Source organism: Streptomyces sp. NPDC001927, from assembly GCF_053594455.1.
The window spans coordinates 21797-40557 of the sequence record NZ_JBSFEN010000011.1 but is presented as its reverse complement, the minus strand read 5'-3'; the positions used below and the strand labels follow the sequence as shown (position 1 = coordinate 40557).

General features: G+C 64.9%; 10 protein-coding genes. 3 read left to right on the top strand and 7 right to left on the bottom strand.

Translation table 11 applies throughout. From position 1 onward, the window contains the following. Positions 1-90: 90 nt before the first annotated feature. Positions 91-3123, bottom strand: coding sequence for a DNRLRE domain-containing protein (locus ACWCO8_RS28005; protein ID WP_451034600.1), 3033 nt, complete (start codon positions 3121-3123; stop codon positions 91-93). A 1077-nt stretch (positions 3124-4200) separates the two neighbouring features. On the opposite strand from ACWCO8_RS28005, the gene ACWCO8_RS28000 reads away from it, so the two are divergent. Next, entirely contained in the window at positions 4201-10944 is a 6744-nt protein-coding gene (locus ACWCO8_RS28000; RefSeq protein ID WP_451034808.1) for an RHS repeat-associated core domain-containing protein, read from the top strand. A 48-nt stretch (positions 10945-10992) separates the two neighbouring features. Then, positions 10993-11505: a hypothetical protein gene (locus ACWCO8_RS27995; RefSeq protein WP_451034599.1), complete on the top strand. Its 513-nt coding sequence runs from the start codon at positions 10993-10995 to the stop codon at positions 11503-11505. A 1138-nt stretch (positions 11506-12643) separates the two neighbouring features. Here ACWCO8_RS27995 and ACWCO8_RS27990 read toward each other — a convergent pair. The 4 genes from ACWCO8_RS27990 to ACWCO8_RS27975 form a co-directional block, all read right to left on the bottom strand. After that, positions 12644-13276 (bottom strand): RES family NAD+ phosphorylase, encoded by a 633-nt coding sequence (locus tag ACWCO8_RS27990; RefSeq protein WP_451034598.1) that lies wholly within the window; start codon positions 13274-13276, stop codon positions 12644-12646. Continuing rightward, the gene (locus ACWCO8_RS27985; protein WP_451034597.1) at positions 13273-14601 is read right to left on the bottom strand and encodes a VOC family protein; all 1329 of its coding nucleotides are present in this window, start codon (positions 14599-14601) and stop codon (positions 13273-13275) included. The genes ACWCO8_RS27990 and ACWCO8_RS27985 overlap by 4 nt, the downstream gene beginning before the upstream one ends. A gap of 298 nt (positions 14602-14899) precedes the next feature. Next, on the bottom strand, positions 14900-15070 hold the full coding sequence (locus ACWCO8_RS27980; protein ID WP_451034596.1) for a hypothetical protein: 171 nt from the start codon (positions 15068-15070) through the stop codon (positions 14900-14902). A 105-nt stretch (positions 15071-15175) separates the two neighbouring features. After that, positions 15176-15976 carry an AbiV family abortive infection protein gene (locus tag ACWCO8_RS27975; protein WP_451034595.1) on the bottom strand — a complete coding sequence of 267 codons (801 nt, stop codon included), beginning with the start codon at positions 15974-15976 and terminating at the stop codon, positions 15176-15178. A 117-nt stretch (positions 15977-16093) separates the two neighbouring features. Here ACWCO8_RS27975 and ACWCO8_RS27970 point away from each other — a divergent pair, with 117 nt between their 5' ends. Further along, positions 16094-16609, top strand: a complete 516-nt coding sequence (locus ACWCO8_RS27970; protein ID WP_451034594.1) for a hypothetical protein — start codon at positions 16094-16096, stop codon at positions 16607-16609. A gap of 942 nt (positions 16610-17551) precedes the next feature. On the opposite strand, the gene ACWCO8_RS27965 is transcribed toward ACWCO8_RS27970, so the two are convergent. Together ACWCO8_RS27965 and ACWCO8_RS27960 are read right to left on the bottom strand one after the other, a co-directional pair. Beyond that, positions 17552-18202: an AAA family ATPase gene (locus tag ACWCO8_RS27965; RefSeq protein ID WP_451034593.1), complete on the bottom strand. Its 651-nt coding sequence runs from the start codon at positions 18200-18202 to the stop codon at positions 17552-17554. Positions 18203-18252: 50 nt separating this feature from the next. Next, entirely contained in the window at positions 18253-18729 is a 477-nt protein-coding gene (locus tag ACWCO8_RS27960; RefSeq protein ID WP_451034592.1) for a UTRA domain-containing protein, read from the bottom strand. Positions 18730-18761: the final 32 nt, after the last annotated feature.

The following is an 18761-nucleotide window of genomic DNA, read 5'->3' as shown; positions in this document are numbered from 1 at the left end:
CTGAGAAGGATGTGATCTCGGCATCACCGCGTCAGTGCCGCCCGGTGGTCCGGCCTTCAGCCGGACCACCACGCGACAGACCCTCCGGGATCAGCCGATCGCCAACTTGTCCTTCCAGCCACCGCCACTTGAGCTGATGATCTCTGTCCCGCTACCAGGTAGCGAGGGCCGTGCGCCGGCGTAGAAGCGCACTGCGCCGTCAGCGCGTACGGTCCAGACGTCAGGAATACCGTCACCTGTGGAGTCTGGGGTGCCGAAAAGGAGGCGGATGCTGGACCGCGCCCAACCGGCCGTTCCGTACACGGTGTCGGTGCCGCCGGCCGAAGCGGCCGCTGTCGCCAGCGATGCGAAGTCGACGCCGGTACCGGAGGCGGCCTTCTTTCCCGTTCGCAGCATCAGGCGGGCAGTGGAATTGGATCGGTAGACGAGATCTGTCACGCCGTCACCACTGATGTCTTGAGCAGTGACGATGTCCTGGTCCAGCCAGGCTGTGGACGACACCCGAACGGCTTGCTCCACGGTTGCGCCGTTGTAGCCGACGAGAGCCCAGAGGGTGTCTCCGACCTTGAGGAAGAAGTCTGGCTTGCCGTCTCCCGTCGCGTCGCCCGCACCTACGATTTGGGTGATGGTGCTCGGCGCGGGAGCGTTCGACGGCAGCAGGATCTCCTGGCGTTTGTCTACGTTCACGCTTCCGTACCCGTCACCCGGGTAGACCCAGATCCTGCCTTCACGGACCGCGATGAGGTCCTGGAGGCCGTCGCCCCCGTAGACGTCGCCCAGGTGGGTAATGAGGGTGTTCTTCCAGTATCCGGACGGTGCGGCAACATACACCGGTGTGCCGTCGTCACCGTTCGGGTCCTTGTCCGGGTTGTCTCGATAGGCGCCCGACATGGAGTAATCGAGATCGCCGGTGCCCTTGGTCAGGTCAGTGGTCGCTTCTGACGGGTAGAGACGCAGATTGCCGTTGGCATCCACCACCATGAGGTCGGGTAGCGCGTCACCCGTGAAGTCGCCGGGCTTGTCGGCCTTGTCGCGTGGGGTCACGTAGAAGAAGTACTTGGTCGGTTCGGAGACATGACCTGCACCGTCGACGGCACGCACATACAGGACATTGGGACCGGCGAGCGGTGGCTTGGCGTCGATTACCAGTACTTCGTTGCTTACTGGTGTGCCACTGCCACGCTTCACCGAGAACGGATATGAGGCCTGGTTGAATCCGTACTCGAAGCGGTCTACATCCGTCTGCTGGGCCTGGAAACTAAAGGTTCCGGGAGTGCCGAACTTGATTGTGCTCCACTTCGTGTCTTCGGGCTCGTTGTTGAACCCATTTCCGTTGCTGTCGGCGTCCGGGAACTGTGTCGACCTGACGAGTGGGGGAGATGGGCGCGAGTTGTCGAAGACGAACCGGCAGGGTGTCTTGGTGTGGGAATAGGGTGAGCTCTTGCCGAACTTGTCGATGGCTTTGGCCCGCCAGGAATAGGTGGCTCCGTTGACCAGCTTGAGGCCGCCCGTCACGTTTCCGGTCGGGAACGGATCCGTGTGGACGCGCGCTGATTTGTTCTGGCCACCGACAGAGACGGTCCCCTTGGCGCCGAGCAGGTTGTTCGTCGAACCAGCGGAAGGCCACAACTCGAAGGCGATTGAGGCCAGATTGCCATCCTTGTCGGTGCTGCTTCCCCAGAAGGTAATGGAGGACGCGCCGACGTTGACATAGGGGGCGGTGGTGTCGCAGCTGAAGTTCGGGTCGAGGTCGAGACTGTTCGGCGCTGCAGGCGGACGATTGTACGAAAGATCGACGTACACTCCGTTGTTGCCGTTCGCCTGGAACTTCTTCCAGGCGAACTGAGAGTTCTCATCGCCTGCCTTGAAGCCCACCGTCAGAGTCTTCCAGCCGCCGGTGACGGCCTTTTGAGCTGTGGACTTGATGTCGAATGCGACGAAGTCGTCCGGGCAGGACGACGACTTCCAACCGTGCGCGAAACTTGCCCCGCCGATCTTGTTCGAGTTGTTCATGGCAGGCGCGTTCTTCCAGTTGGTCTTGGAAGATATCGTACCGGTGAGGTGGACCGTCATCGTTCGTGCGCTGCACGACCACGAGTACGTCTCCAGAGCGCGGAGCTTCGCACTGTGTACCGTCGCGCCTTTCAGGTCGGAATCCCAGTCGATGCTGAAGAACGAGCGAGAAGTCCCCCATGTGTCGGACTCGAAACCGACCCGAGCTTCGTGAGTGCCGCCCTTGTTGAAGTTCTTCCCGTTGTAGAAGCTCGCGTTCTGGTGCCGGCTGTACGCCGTGGTCCAGTCGTTGGTGTGCTTCTTCACCGACGGATCGATGAAGACCGGATAGACCGTGGAAGGGTCGGCGAGGAAGGCCTGGTCCGGCGTGAGAAACCAGCCGTTCTCAGTCCATTCGCCGTTGTAGGCATCCAGATCGGTGCCTACGAGCGCTCCATGTGAGTCAGGCTGGGGACCGTCCAGCGACGGGAGCGAGAGAGTGGCCCCGGCGCCCGTGTGCGAGGGCTCGGACGTCGGCTCGGCAGGCACCGAGGGTTGGGGCGTCACTCCCCAGGAGGGGTCGGCGGTCCCGTCAGAGGCATCGGGCAGGGGCTCCTCGAGGACATCCCCTTGGTCACCGTCATTGGCCGCGTCCGTGGGCTCTGGAGAGGCGGTGTCCGTCGGGTCCGGCGAAGGTGTCGAACTGTCGCTGGGGAGCACTTCGGGACCGGTAGGCGTTGCGCCGGTGCCGACCGCACCGTCACTGACAGCCGGAGTGCCGGCGCTGTCCCACATCAGGGGTGTCGCAGACTCGAGGACGTCCTTGCCATCCCTGGTCCCGGTGAGCACGCCGGTGACAGGATCGATCCGGAAGTCCATCGACATGGACCAGAGCCCGTAGGAGAGTCTGGCGACTCTCGGGTCGGAGGCGGCCTGCCGGCTCTTCACGACGAGAACCTGGGCGAAGCCTCCGTCGTCGGCCGTGATCACAAGATCTGCACCAGGAAGGATTTCGGGGTAGAGGATGCGGGAGCCGCTGACGATCGGCTCGGGTATGACGCCGTCCCAGGTGAGCGCCATCCAGCTGTCCTCGGACTCGATGATGGCGAGGGAAGTGGGCGGTGGTGCCACGGTAGGCAGCATGGAGACGGTTCTCCCGCTCGCCCGTGAGGCCCGGCTCCGATCTGCTCGGGATCCGGCGGAGAAAACCATGTGTGTATTGGTGGCACGGGGAGACCAACCACCCGGTACGCGAACGAGGTTCGTGTCGACGGGCTTCCACTCGCCCCCCACCTTGGCTCGGACCGGGTTGGCGTGGATTCTGCGTTGCATCAGCCCGTCGGGCCTCGCCCACGTCGTCGAGTATGCCGTTCGGAGGGCAGTGGCTTCCACCGGCCTGCGCGTCCTACTAGCCTCCCGCGCGGCGTCCGCCTCGCTCAGGGGCGTTTTGTGTTCTGCTCGTGGCGGGGATGGATTCCCGCTCTCGTCCGGAGCACTCAGTCCTACCACGGTCAAGCCCGTGGCCACGATGAAAGCGGCCATGGCCGCCGCAAGTGACCGGCGTCCGGGCGAACGACGCCATCTGCTCGGCATGAGCAGTTTCCCCTCCCCGTCGAATCCGGCTGACGGGCGGGCCGTCCACCGGGCTTCCTGGCCCGTCACGCAGGCACGCCGATTGGGCCAGTCGTGACGGATGCGTGGAGATCATGGCTCAAGTGATGACGGGAGTCACGGCCCAGTGAGGGTGGACGGCCGAGGGCTGAAGGGCGATCGCGGCGGGAGAGCGGACTGTAGAAGCAACTGCTTCACAGTCCCATAACGATCACTTAGGTGCATATCAGTATATGGCGTAGGTGATTTTGATGGGTTTACTTGCAGTCTGCCGTCGATGTCGCTGCTGTGCCAATCAATCGGCATTCATCTGCCAACTGGCCATTCCACCCCTTCACGGGTGACGTCCTGGAGTGTCCCGATAGCGCAACGTGACGATCATCACTTGATCACCTTTTTCCTGGATCTCCTTCACGAGCCCCCCACAGAATCACCCTGTCTGATGTGGCCCGGCTACGGTCCGCGCAGGACGCTACTTCGTCCGGGGGGACTTCACTCGTGCCTGCTCCAAAGTCGGTACGCCATCGGCGTGTTCGCTCCAGTCTGGCGTCGGCGCTCGGCGCCACCCTTCTGGTCACCCTTCTGCCGTTCGAAGCCATGGCCCTGCCGCCGGGCCCTGTCGAGGTCGACGTTGCGCGCGACGGAATAGTCCTGGAGAAGTTGCCGGAAACCCCTCCAGTCGCAGGGCAGACGCGGAACGCGGGGCTGGGCAGCATCGAGGTCGAGGCTCCCCAGGACCTGGAGGAGGCACCCGAGGGAACGGCTTCGCCCCCCGCCGGTGGCTCAGCCCCCGTTACGTTCGACGCTTCGCCGATGCAGCAGACCCTTCACTCTGCGATTGCCGCCCCCCGAACAGCGGCGGTGTCCGCCGAGGCGTCGGGCGATCTCGTCCCCGTGGGGACTCTTCCTGTGAAGCTCGGCCAAGCGCCTGGGGCGGCCGCTCCGTCAGGAACCTGGGAAGTGGGGCTTTCGCCGCGAACCGCCCCTGAGGCCGAAGGCATCGACGGCGCGCTGGTCACGGTGACGGCGCCGACCGCCGGGTCCGTACCGGTGTCAGTGCAGCTCGACTACAAGGCCTACGAGAACCTGTATGGGGCGGACTGGGCCTCCCGTCTGACGTTCGTTCAGTTCCCAGAGTGCTACCTCGACGCACCGGAGCTCGAGGAATGCCAGACGTATGAAGAGCTGGAGACCGTCAACGACCCTGCGGCCAAGACTCTCACCGCGACGGTGGACACGGCGGCCGACGGCACCGTCACGCCGGTGGTAGCCCCTCGTGGGGCCGAGGGACCCAGCGTGATGCAGGCATCGTTCGTGACGCCCGCCGCCTCGGGTGGAGACCGAGCGGTCGTCGGTGCCGTCGACTCCGGCACGGGAGCAGGCGGTTCGTTCAAGGCAACGCCACTCGCCTCGAACGGCAGCTGGGCGGCTGGCGGATCGTCGGGCGCCTTCTCCTGGTCCTACCCGCTGACGGTGCCTCCGGCGCCTGCCGGCCCCGCGCCCGACATCGCCTTCGAGTACAACTCCCAGTCTGTGGACGGCAAGACGGTCACCACATCACCGCAGGCGTCGTGGGTCGGCGAGGGTTGGGAGTACGACCCCGGGCACATTGAGCGCCGCTACCGCAGCTGCCGGGACGACCGTGACACCACCTCCGCCGGAAAGCCCAACAACACGGCCAAGAAGGACAAGACCTCTGACCTGTGCTGGGTCTCCCACAACGCCGTGATTACGCTCAACGGCAAGTCGATGGAGCTTGTCCGGGTCGGTGAGAGCAACCTCTACAAGCCTCAGCAGGACGACGGCACACGTGTCGAGCTGAAGACCGGAGGCACGAACAACGACAACGACGGCGAGTACTGGGTCGTCACCACGCCCGATGGAACGGTGTACCACTACGGCTTGAACCGGATCGGCGAAGGCCACGCAGACACCAACTCCGTCCTCACCGTTCCGGTGTTCGGCAATCACCCTGACGAGCCCTGTCACGCTGCGACGTTTGCCGCCTCGCGCTGCAATGGCGACGAAAAGAAGCAGCAGGCCTGGCACTGGGGGCTGGACAAGATCGTCGACGTCCACGGCAACGTGATGATCGTCAACTGGGAGAAGGCGCAGAACTACTACGCGGTCAACAAGAAGTTCAAGACGCCGGAGGCCTACGACCGCGGTGGCATGCCGAAGTCTGTCGAATACGGACTGCGCGTCGGAGCCCTCGGGGCAACGCCCGCCGCGCGTGTGGACTTCGTATTGAAGGAGCGCTGCCTCCAGGACGACACCGCCTGTGCGCCGGGAAGGTTCGACAACACCAAGGACCCGGCGGCCTACCGGCCTTGGTGGGACAGCCCCGGCAACCTCAACTGCAAGGCCGACTCCAAGCTCTGCCCTGCCTTCCCGTCGTTCTGGAACCGGAAGCGTCTCGCCGAGGTCGTCACTTACGCGCACCGCCCCGGTGTCACCGGCCTGGCCAAGGTCGACACCTACCGCCTCCACCACTCCTTTCCCCGAGACTGGTACGACACGTCCCCGGGGCTATGGCTGAACTCGATCACACGCTACGGCCACCGCCCCGGCGACGACGCCGGCACCCTGATGTCGGCTGCCGGCGTCAGTTTCGCCCCGTACGTGGTCGACACCACCCACCCGTTGGGCGGGCACCTCAAGGACCAGCAACTGCCCAACCTCGTACCCCGGTACGGGGGCGATCCGCGCCCAGGTATCACGCGCCCGCGCATCGGCACTGTCTCGACCGAGCATGGCGGCGAGATCGAGGTTACGTACTCCGGGGGATGCAAGGTCCAGCCGACTGTTTCCCCGAAGGACAACACTGGTACGTGCTATCCGGTCCGCTGGTCCCCGGATGGTGAGGTGGAGAAGCCCGCGCTCGCTTGGTTCAACAAGTACGTCGTCCACTCGGTGACCGAGACCGACCGGATCACCGGTGTATCGGATCGCATTACCACCCGGTACGAGTACAAGGAAGCCGCCTGGGCCTTGAGCGACGACGAGTTCATCAAGCCCGACCTGCGCACCTACAGCATCTGGCGTGGATACCAGCAGGTCACCACCGTCAAGGGACACAAGTCTCCGCCGGGTGCCAGGCAGCCCCAGTCCCTTTCGGTGACGCGCTACTTCCGCGGCAAGGGCGGAACGGTGAAGGACTCGGAGGGGGCCGTCACACTTGCCGCCGACGACGCGCCACAGTACGCGGGCATACCTTCCGAGAGCATCACGTACGACGCCTCGGGCGGCAAAATTGTCAGGCGAACCCTGAATTTCCCCTGGTCTAAGCAGACCGCCTCGCGCGACCGCGCCGGCGGCCTCGACCCGCTGCTGGCCCACCAGGGCGGCATCCGGCGGACCGACGCCATCCAGACGGTAGAGGACGGCTGGCAGGCGGTCCGCACCGAGACGGAAGTCGACGCATACGGCTACCCGGTTGAGGTGCAGAGCGCGGTCGTGAAGCCTGACGGCACCGGTGGGGAGAAGCTGAGCGACTACACCTGTTCCCGGACGGAGTATGTCCACAACACCGCCACCCACGTGTTCGGCATGCCCAAGTCGGTCCGCAAGACGGGAACGGCGTGCGCGGACTTCGCCTCGGCCGATCCGGCCAAGGAACTCATGGAGTCGGAGCGCTACACCTACGACAATCTGGAATGGGGTGACGCGCCGACGAAGGGGCGGGTCACCAGCGTCGCCGGCATCAACGGTGAAGGCACCGCGCACAGTGTGGTCACCCACACTTCTTACGACCCTCTGGGCCGGGTGCGGACCGTTACGAGCCCTCTGGTGGGCACCACCGAGACGCAGTACACCCCGGGTGACACCGGGGGGCCCACGACCTCGGTCAAGGTGATCAACCCTAAGAAGCACGCGACCGTCACGACCTTCGACCCGGGTCGCGCGCTTGAGCTCACGGTCACCGACGCGAACGGGCGGATCGTCCGGAGCGAGCACGATGCGTTTGGCCGCCTCGTCAAGCAGTGGTCTCCCACGCGCTCGTCCGGCAATCAGACCCCCGACGTCCAGATCACCTATCAGGGCGCGCTGGCCACCACTACGGCGACGCGGCCCGCGGCGGTCACAGTCCAGCGAATCAAGGACGACGGCAGCTACGCCAAGCAGGTCACCATCTACGACGGCCTGATGCGTCCCGTGCAGAGCCAGGGGGAGGCTCACGGCCCTGGTCGCATCATCAGCGACACGTCGTACGACGATCACGGTCTTGTGCGGGAGCAGACTAGTGCCTACCTGGCGAAGGGCGAACCTACAGCAGCCCAGTTCAAGAGGGTGTCCGACACCCTGGTGCCGAACCTGACCAGAACGGAGTACGACGGCCTCGAGCGCCCGGTACGGGTCTCGACTTACCACGGAGGCGCATTCGCGTACTCCTCGAACACCTCGTACGGGTTCACCAGCACGCACGCGCTTCCAGCGGGCGGTGCCGCTCCGTCGGTCAAGACCTGGACCGACGCACGAGGTCGGGTCACCTCTGTCCAGCACGCCACGAACGACTCCGGCAGTGCGTGGCGTGACACCACGTACGCCTACGACGCCAGGGGCAACCTCTCGAAGGTCACCGACCCCGCCGGCAACGCTTGGACGTACACCTACGGTGACGCACGCAGCCGGCTCACCAAGGTCGTCGACCCTGACACCGGGTCCGCCGAGTACGGCTACGACGCCGCCGACCGCCGAACGAGCGTGACCGACAGCCACGGTTCGGCGTACACCACGTACGACGAGCTCAGTCGCGTCACCGCGGTCCGCGAGGGTTCCGAAACGGCGACTCCGACCAAGGAGTTCACGTACGACACTCTTCCCGGTGCCCTGGGTCTCAAGGTGGCTTCGATCCGTCACGATGCCAGTGGCGACTACATCAACCGGATTACGGGCTACGACACCGCCTACCAGGCCACTGGAAGCGAAAGGGTCATCCCTTCGAATGCGATGACCACCGGCATCGCAGGGACGTACTCCTACTCCTACGCCTACACCCCGACCGGACGGCCCCTCTCCGTGACACTCCCCGCGAAGGGCGGGCTCGCTCAGGAGAAGGTCGTCACCCGCTACAACGGCGACGGTCTGCCCGAGTCGACCTCGGGAATCAACTGGTACACCACGGATGCGACCTACTCCGCGTACGGGGTACCGCTCCGTACAGTCAGCGGCCCGCAGCCTCACCGGGTGTGGACGACGCACTTCGTCGATGAGTACACCGGCCAGGTACAGCGTTCGGTCGTCGATCGGGAGACGTCCAATTCCCATCGCATTTCCGACAGCCACTACTCCTATGACCTAGCGGGCAACATCACGTCCAACCCGCGCAAGCTCACGGATGGGGCCACGTCGCGCTGGGACAATCAGTGCTTCACCTATGACGCGCTGGGACAGCTTGTCCACGCTTGGACTTCCAGTACCGCTCCGACCACCTCCGGCACGGGCTGCAAGTCTCAGAGCGGAAAATCCTGGGGCCCGACGACGGGCGGCAAGGCTTCCAGTGGCCCTGTGGCCGAAGCGGCGGACTCTGTCGCAGATTCCGAATCCCCGGACACGGAGCTGAGGGACTCCCTCGTCGATGCCGGTCCCGCCGCAGGGACCGTGGCCAAGGACCCCACTTCCTACTGGCAGTCATTCACGTTCGACGTGATCGGCAACCGGCTCTCCTTGGTGGAGCACAACCCCGCGGACGCCTCCAAGGACGTCACCCTGACCTACGGCTACGGAACTCTGGTCACGGGTAACCAGACCACTCCGTCGTACAGGGCCCAGCCGCACACCCTGACGAGTGTCGGATCCACCGTCGCGGGCGGCGGCAGCACCTACACGTCTGACGCCGCGGGCAACACGACGCACCGGAACCTGCCGACGACGAGCCAGGTCCTGGATTGGACCAAGGAAGACAAGCTCGCCTCGGTCACCGAGAAGGGCGTCACGACGAAGTACGTCTACGACGCCGACGGCAATCGCATCCTGGAGAACACCCCGTCGGGAAGCGTGCTCTACCTCGGGGAGACGGAGCTGACGACCGCCGCCGGCAAGATCACCCGGGCGAACCGCACCTACGTCCAAGAGGGTGCGCCCACCGTGGTCCGTTCCGCCACGGACGGCGCGACCACGGGCCATGTGCTGACGGTCCTGGTCGCCGATCACCTGGGTACCTCCACGACGGCCGTGACACAGGCGACCAACCAGACGGTGACCCGCCGGTTCTTCAAGCCCTACGGCGAGACGCGCGGCACCAAGCCCGCCTGGCCCAACAGGCGCTCCTACCTCGGCGTGGGCATCGACGACCCGTCTGGTCTTACACACATCGGAGCCCGAGAGTACGACGCATCGGCCGGACGCTTCATCTCGGCCGACCCGATCATCGACGTCACCGACCCGCTTCAGATCAACGGGTACACCTACTCGCATGCCAACCCCGTCACCAGAAGTGACCCGACGGGGCTCTGGGACTGGAAGCGCTGGACCAAGGACACCGCCAAGGGCGCGTGGCACGGTGCCGTCGACTGGACCTCGGAGATGGGCGAGGGCTGGAACCGGCTCACCGGCGACCACGAGGAAGCCAACCGCATCAAGGCGGAGCGGGAGAACAAGGTCGGTCCCATCAACGGGACCCAATGGCTCAAGAATCTGGCGGGCCAGCCGTCCAACAGCTGGGTCTACCGGGCTGTCTACACGGCAGTGAAGTTCCTGATGCCCTTCCTGCCGGGCGCGGGCATGGCAGCCAAGGCGCCCACGGTCGTCGCGAAGGCGACGAGCAAGGCGGCGGGGGGTGCGGCCAAGGCATCCACCGGTGCGGTGAAGGCAGGTACCTCGGGTTCGATCAGGAATGTCCGATCCGGGATGCCACGTATCGAGCCATCCATTCGAGGCGAGAAGGCATCCGCGAAGATTCCGAGGGCGCTGAAAACCATTCCGGCCCAGCCTGGGTGGACGGATGCCGGCCAACTTCAGAAGGCGGTTTCCGAACTGCCATCCTTCGCATTGAGTAACCGAACCCGAAAGACCCAAGACCGTGCGTATGTCGCGGGATATAACATTGATACCGGAGACATCGCGCTTGCCAGTTCTGGCGGGGTTTACCCTGGTTGTGGCTATTGCGCCGAAGGGAACGTCGTGTGGGCCCTTGGTGGTGATGCCTCCCGGGTGGTGCTTACAACTGCATACCATGTGCGCGGTAAGGCACAGACTGGCTACTATGTATGGCCGAAGCCTGTGTGTGACGAATGCCAGGTGGACTACCCCGATGCTCACTTCTATGGGAATAACGTCATAGGAGAGGTAGGCGGAATATGGTGGCAAAATGGCGGAGACGGCCGACCCTTCTCTCCCTAAATGGGAGACCAGTCGCTCGCATCTTCACGGACAGGGGATAATGGGCCCATGCGAGATCAACAGGCGCTGCTCCGTGCGGCGATCGAGGGCAGCGGCATCGCGTCGATTCCGTGCAAGTGCGGCAAGGGAAGCGCGCGGCATGTGATCGACGAGTTCTTGGAGACGCTGGACCGTGACCCTGGGCGCCTCGTCGGGGCGGGCTGGAAGGATGGGCATGCCACCAATAGTTCGTTTCGATACCGGTCGGCGCCGGCCGTCACCGAGATTCTCATGGCGGCCCTGCCGTTCTACGTCACCGGAGTGGCGCGTGAGGTAATCCTGGAGAGCCTCGTTGACCTGTCCGGGGGTGACACCGACGACCTGGTCGAGCAGTGTCAGGCCATGATCCGTCCGGGTGTCTGGCTGTTCCTGGAAGAGATCGCTTCTGGCAGATCGCTAAACAGTGCAGCATTCGCCTTCGACATCATCTACGCACTCGATGAGGAAGCCTGGGTTGCCTTCGCGCGCGAGCAACTTGCCGAGTTTCTGCCGTCGTACCAGTTGGACCCCGACTTCCAGTAGATTATACGTCAACAGGCGGGCCACCGGTCTTGCATGGGCGCCAACCGCGAACTCGCCTTCTGTGCTTTGGCGCCCGACGTCAAGGTGGTTTTCGTGCGGGGCCTCGGGCTCGCTTTCAAGTGGTTCAAAAAATTCGCCAGAGGTCCGATCATTGTCGGGTACCACACGAACGCGTGGGGTGGCGTGTGGCTCTGTGGCCGCCGCTCAACGAGGAGCGGGCTGCCAAGCGCCTCGGCCGGGTCTGCGCACGGTCGAGGGGTGCCTGGCGGCTGAACATCCCCTTCGCTGTGATCCCCTGTGTCGGCGCCGCAGTGGAGGGGCACGGGGGAGCTGACATGGATCCTCCGGGCCCACATCGAGAAGGGGGCCGGCTTCCGGTCGGGCACCGGGTGTACAACCTCCAGCGCACCTGCCTGACCGACTGGCTCACGCCAGCGCGTCCCGACCCGCAACTTTGGCCGAGTGCGCGCAGCAGCAGCGTGCCCGTGCTCCTGGTCACGCACGCGCGGGTGCGTCGAAGGACGGATCGACGACCTGAAGCAGCGGATCGAGGAGGTAGGGGAGTTGCCGGACCTCGCGGCGGCGGGGTTCTGAATACACACCACGCCCCATTCACCGCAGCCACCCGGTCCCAGCCGGACACCGCCGGACGCGCCCCACCCTCGCCATGGGGTGCGTCCGGCCCCGGCGTCGTCTACCCAGAACCGGCCATGACCAGCAAAAAAGACCCTCCCGAAGGAGGATCTGTGCGGAGCGCCCCCGGCAGGACTCGAACCTGCGGCCAAGTGCTTAGAAGAGACTTGGCCGCACTGGCCGCCACGCGGCGTTGACCTGCTGCTTCGTCGCTCGCGGGGGCGCCGTCGTTGATCTCTTCTCGCGTATTCACCGGAGGCCGCTGTTCCGGCAGTCCGCTGAGCATGTTCCGTCCACTTTCTCATTTGTCGCGACTCAAGTAACTCAACGCGTCTCAGTGCAGGTCAGAAGGAGGGACCGCGAGACCCTGTCGCTACTCAAGGCGTCGCAGATCGTGACTCAGGCGGCGTGCGGTGAAGAGACCACCAACACCCCGTTGGCCGGTGGTGGTCTCTTCATCGCGCTCGCGCGGCGGTGGTAGACGCCCTGTGGGCTCCGCCCACGGTCAGGTATTGCCCGTCACCGGGTATGAGTCGGCTGGTGGGTCGAGAACAGGGATTCGGAACTCGGCAGCCACGGCGTCCACTACTTCCCTCGGGATTGGGCCACGATGCTCGACTGTCACCAGTTTGTCCTCGTGGTTGCCGCTGATCTCGGCGAACAGCGCGAAGTTGGTGCGGGTGGCGGTCATGTCGCGCAGGCTCTTCCAGTGCACTCCGTCGAATCCCTCGTCGCGGGCGGTTCGGGCGAAGTCCCGGCTGAGTGGGTAGTTCTCGTCTACCTCGTGGACCAGTTCATAGCTGATGCCCATGACGTCGTAATTCGCGTTGATGGTCAGATCCGCCAGGTGGTGGAGATCGATTACGTACATGAGGGCGAGAAACATCTCCTCGACCCGGGCTAGCGGTATGCCGACACCCAAGTAGGGGCGGAAAACCTCGATAAGTGCACCTTCGGGCGAGGATGCGGTGTAGCAGGTTCCGCCGCTCTTCGGGAGGTCGTAGCGGCAGACCTTGGCACCGTCGCAGTACCAGGCCGGTTTGCCCGGCACACCCTTGTAGACCCGGGGGTAGACGCGGAACAATCTGGCTTCTGGGTCGAGGTCGAATCTGATCAGGGGCCTGGTGTGGTTGGTCATTGGGTCAGCCCCTCTATCGCGCACTTCGCGGACCACTCCAGCTCTCCTGGGGGCACCTCGAAGACGGCGGTCCGTGGCTCGCGGTTGCCGAGTTCGGGTTGCTCGGTCGCGGCCCAGAGCACGACGAGCTCGGGGGAGAACGCGTCGCCCAGCCCCTCAACGAACACCCTCAACACCTGGCTGACGGCGTAGGACGGTTCCTTGTCTGCAACGCCATGAGCGAACTGCCACAGAGGCAGGAAGGTTTCGTGCCGGCCTTGCAGGCCGACGAGCTGACCGTGCTGGACCTTGTCGATCACGCTTTGGACAGGCAGGCTGAGTGTGGTGGCCAGGGATCGCGCGGTGGTGCAGTCCCCGAGGGCGATGCGCCAGGACAGATTGCTTAGGGCCCGGGCTGCGGCGTCCTGGCCGATGGTTCGGACTGTGTCTGCATCCAGGTTGGCCTGGTGGGCTTCCAGGTTGCGTAGGCTCTTCCAGCGCTCGCCGAGCGAGCGGGAGAAGGCGTCCGCCAGAACCGATTCCGTGTTCTCCTTGTTCGGCTTCAGCTGGAGGAGGGCGAACACAGCACCCTGTGGATCTTTTAGGATGCACAGCTGGCCCATGGGATGGTCCGACGGCACCAATATTGCGGGGGCCTGGTATTCATTCGCCGTGCGCGCGGTTTCGTCGACATCGACGACTGCGAAGCAGACCAGCCAGTGCGCTACCGGGAATGATGCGTCGAGCTCCCGAATCCCACCAATCGGCCTTCTATCTAGGGTTAGTTCGTAGTACTTCGAGGGGCCCGGCCTGAGACTAGGCTCAAGGCCAAACACAGTCTGGTAGAACATGGCGGCAGCGCGCGGGTCGCTGGTGCGCAGCTCGTTCCACACCATCGCGCCAGGCTCATCCCTTATCTGGGCGCCGGTAAACTCGTCCGGCTGCCAGACACCAAAGACAGCCTCAGTCGGATCCCGAGCTACGAGTAGACGACCGAGCGAGCCGATCTGGTAAGGGGAACGCAACAACGTACCGCCGGCTTGAACAATTGCCTTCGAGGTGGTGTCGATGTCTGCGGAGGCTAGGTGGGTGGTCCAGCCCGTGGGCAGCGCAGGCTTCTCCTCACTCTCGACTGAGACCGTGCCGATCCCAGCGACCGCTTTGCCATCCAGTGAACAGATCGCGTAGCCACTGATTTCTCCGAACGCAGGTGGGTCTGGCTGGTCCTTCCCGCCGCCTTGCCAGTCGAAGATCCTCTTGTAGAAGAGGAACGCCGCCTTAGGGTCATGAGCCAGCACATCGACCCAGCAGGGTGTGCCGGGCGGGTATCTCTTGGGGTCGGTCATGATCGTCTCTCCCGGCAATGGCCGCCTCGCAGGGCAAGGACTCATCTCACAAGCACGGCTCTAACCCCGGGAGCGGAGAGGCGCCTTAGGGCCTTGTGGCCACCGTGCGCTTTCGTTTCCTACTTCGACGCTACGACAATCTACGAACTCATGCGATGTCGGTAGCACGGGGTCGAGATCACAATTACCAACGAATCCCGCAGCAGGCGCTCGGCCTGGCGCGGTCGGACGCTGATGCACCAGGAACGCGACGAGGGACCGCGGTCATGCCGGGGTCCCTCGTGTGCGCGCGGCGCTGCTACTGGATGAACCATTCCAGGACGGCCTTGACCGCCTCTTGGACCGGGCTGGACGTCGTCGAGCCGGCGGCCGAACTGAAGACGGGGACGGTTACTCGGGCAGCACGCTTGGCCGCGTCGAGCCAGGCGCTGTTGCCCTTGGCGTGCTTCGGGTTTCGCTTCTTCGCCACGTTGCCCTCGCAGGGGTCGGGGAGAGCGAGCCTCTCCCGGTATCCCTTCGCGGCAGAACTGGAGCGTTTAGCAGTACGACTTGAGCGTGATCTCGATCACACCGGTTAATTCGGGGGCGGGCAGGGCTCGGCTGCTCCGGGCGCGGGTGCCAAGGCTGCCGGGTTGGCTTCGTCACGAATGGCCACCTGGGGCCCGCGCAGCTGTTCGACGAGCGTCTCCAAGGGCGTGCCGCGCAGTGCTTCCCCCACGTCCACCTCGCCCAGAACGATCGCCCGCATCGCGCTGATGACGCCCGCCACGTCGTCCTCGGTGGCGTCCCACATGGAGCCCGAGGGATCCATGACGCGCATCTGGCGAAGGAACGCCAGGTAGGCGTCCGGGTCGGCCAGAGCATCAGCGGCATCCTGTGAGAGCCCCACGACCTTCTCGACGATCCGGACCATCTCCCCGGCCTGCTCCTCGGTGACGTCCTGCGGCGACAGGACGTGGCCGGTCGCGTTGGAGTCCGCGTACAGGGCGCGGAACTTCCGCCGGTTGGTTTGGCGGGCGTTAGTGCGCGCCTTCTTGAACAGCTGCTCCAGGCCCTCGGGCGGCTCTTCGCCGACGATGCCCAACACGAAATACACGCAGAATGCCTTGAACTCGTGGTCGTTGACCGCGGCCTTGAACCCCTCCGCCGCCTCCTGGCGCTTAGCGTCAGGCCAGGTGAGCACGGACAGGCAGAGGATGGACTTGCCCATCTCCTCTAGGGCGAGCGCAGCGTTGGCGAAGGCGATCGGCCAGATTCCGGCGCCGAGGATCGCCTTCGCGGCGCGAAGCTGCTCCCGAGCGTGCTTCTGTGCCTCATCCGCCAGGTTTACGAGTACCCGGTCCGTTGCCTCCGGGTCGGGGAACAGTGTTGCCATCGGCTCACTGTGGCAGGCCCGGCCTACGGGCGCACGAGGTTTCTCCGCCCTCTCTGGGATGGCCCGTTCAGAACAGGCCGGCCTGGTATTGCTGTTGCTACGGTCATCCCCCGACAAGTGGATAGGGAGGACACCTTGGTGGATCAATTGATCGGCGTCGTCATCGGTGGTGTCATCGCCCTCGGAGGCGGAGCCCTCACTGCATGGCTCACCGCCCGCCATCAGCGCAAGACGACCCAGGCGAAAGACATGTGGGACCGTCGTGCTGCCCTCTACCTCGACCTGCTCGTCCACCTCAGCGGCACGATCTCCTTCGTGACCGACCCATATGTCCCGGGCTACTACGGCCCCCAGACTCCCGAGCAGCACCAGCTCCGCCGGGACCTGGCGGCCCGAATCTCCCTCTTCGGTTCCCCCAAGGTCCGGACGCTCTGGGAGGCTGCCACCGAAGCCATCGCAGACCTCCACTACGAGTGCACCGAGGGCGGGCTCTACACGCGAGAAGGCGATCTCCCGTCGGGTATCACGGACCCCGGATACCTCAGGTGCAAGGCGGCTCAAGAGAAGACAGAGCAGGCGCTCATCGTGCGCCTTCGTGACGAGCTTGAGGTCGACGATCACCTCAAGGACTGACCTCGTGCACACGAAGGGCCCAGTCGGGGCCCCTAACGCTGCCCGTCAGGTCCGCTTGCCCCGAGGATGCGCTCTAGGGTTCGGCAACATGAGCAATGGAGAACCGGCCCCCGCCATCAAGAGCATCAGGATCGTGTCGCCGCACCAAGGTCGGCACGCACGAATCGCGAACCTGGGCTGGGCGATTCACCCTGGCTCTGCGGATGCCAGCCTCTACATCAAGCCGTACGCCGCCCCGGGATGGAGCGTCAAAGGTCACTCAGCAGCCGAGCTTGCGCCAAACTCGCCAGCCGCCCTGGTCGCGCAGCGAACGTGGCCGAACGCGCAGCTGGGCAATGCTCAACTCTCTCTGCACCACTCAGGACAGAGCCACGTCTACGTCGGCCCTCATCGGGACCCCGCCTCCCGTCTGCCACCAGTCTCTGGCGCCCGGCTCGACGATCCGGCAGGTGGGCACGTTGCCACGATCAGCTGGACGACCCTCGACGGCCTACCCACTCCCGACGTTGGCCTGGTTACCGCTGGACCCAACATCGACGTAGTAGTACCTGCTGTTCCCGGGCGCGTCCGGATGTCCGTGGCCCTGTACGCGGGAACCAACGTCGATGCGATCCAAGAGCGGTACCCGTTCCTGAGAAACAACCCCCTCCTGCGAATGGATCGGTTGGGGATGCCAGCCCCTCTGCACTTCGGCTTTCATTGCCGGCCGACACCCGCTATGGGCCAGCCCGAGCCGGGAGTGACACTGATCGGGGGATGGGGACCCGGCGCCCCCCGAGCGGAAGCTATACCAGGGGTAGCAGTGTGGGTTGGCCCGTAGAGGAGCCGTTCATGCGGCACCCGGCGAGATCACCCGAACGTAAGCGCTACTAGCGCCCTGCCTGCCAGAGTGGCGCCGGGGTTCAACGCACCGATTCCCAGGAGCCGCCGTAGCCGAGCGCCCTAAGCACTGCCACCGGGCGTCCGTCGTATATCAGGTGTGGCTCGTTCATGCTGGGTGGCTCGAAGCGGCCGGCGTGGCCGCAGGTCGTCCTTGCTGAAGTACATGGAGTTCGCGTCGTCGTAGGTCTGGCGGTTGCGTTCGTCGATGGGCCCCCACAGCTCTTCGTGGGTGGCGGGCAGGTAGACCAGCGTTACGTCTGCGCAGGCCTGTTCGCCGATGCGGCGCCACTGCTGGCGCTCGTCGGCCGTCCAGAAGCCGTGGTCCATGACCACGTCCCGGCCGGATGCGAGGGCGGTGCGCAGCTCGGTGGCGAGCTCTTCGAGGATGGGGCGTTCCCTGACCTTGTACTCGCCTCGGGGGAAGTCCCGGCCGTAGTGCCCGTGCGCGCGCCAGACCCGTTCGTCAGGGCAAAGGCGGAGGAAATGGTGGGCTTCCAGCTCACGAGCGAGCGTTGTCTTTCCCGAGCCGGGGAGGCCGGCCATCAAGACCAGACGGGCCGGGCCGGGCCGTCCGGCGAGCGTCCGCATGAGGCGGGGGATCTCGATCCGGTCGGCGGGAGACAGAGTGCCTAGGCGCTCGGCTGCCAGAAGTGCGTCCAGGCGTTCCTCGGCTATACGGACAAGGCTGTCGTCGAGGTGCGGGGTGCTCACTAGACGGACTCTTCCTTGGCCCGGTAGCCGGGCCCGCCCACGTCGACGCCCTACTCGATCGTCATGCCGCTGGTGTCGACGACCCGCACGGTCATCACGATGACCGTGGCGCGGGTGTCCTCGGGAATCTCGAGAATCGCCGAGTCGGCGGGCGTGGTGGTCCGGGCCCACATGGAGCTGAACCGCTGAGCGACCGGGCGGGCGGTGTGATTCGTGATCGCGTCGATCGAGGTGCCACCGGTCAGCCGCTTGCCCATGACCAGCTCGGGCAGTTCCTCGGCGAAGGAGGCTGGGATCCACGAGGTCGAGTGCGAGATAACGGCGTTCGTGTGCTCGTCGCGGTAGACGCGGGAGCGCCGAATCACCGGATCACCAGCGGTGATCCCCAGGGCCTCGGCGACATCCTCTGGTGCGGCAACGATTCCCGCCATGTGGGAGGCAGACCGCTCGCCGGCACGCCAAGAGGAGCCGGTGAGTTTGCTGCGCTCCTCACGCTCGCCGATCTGAGTCGCGATGAGTCGCGACACAGAGCAATGTCACTCCAACTTTTTCGCCCCCG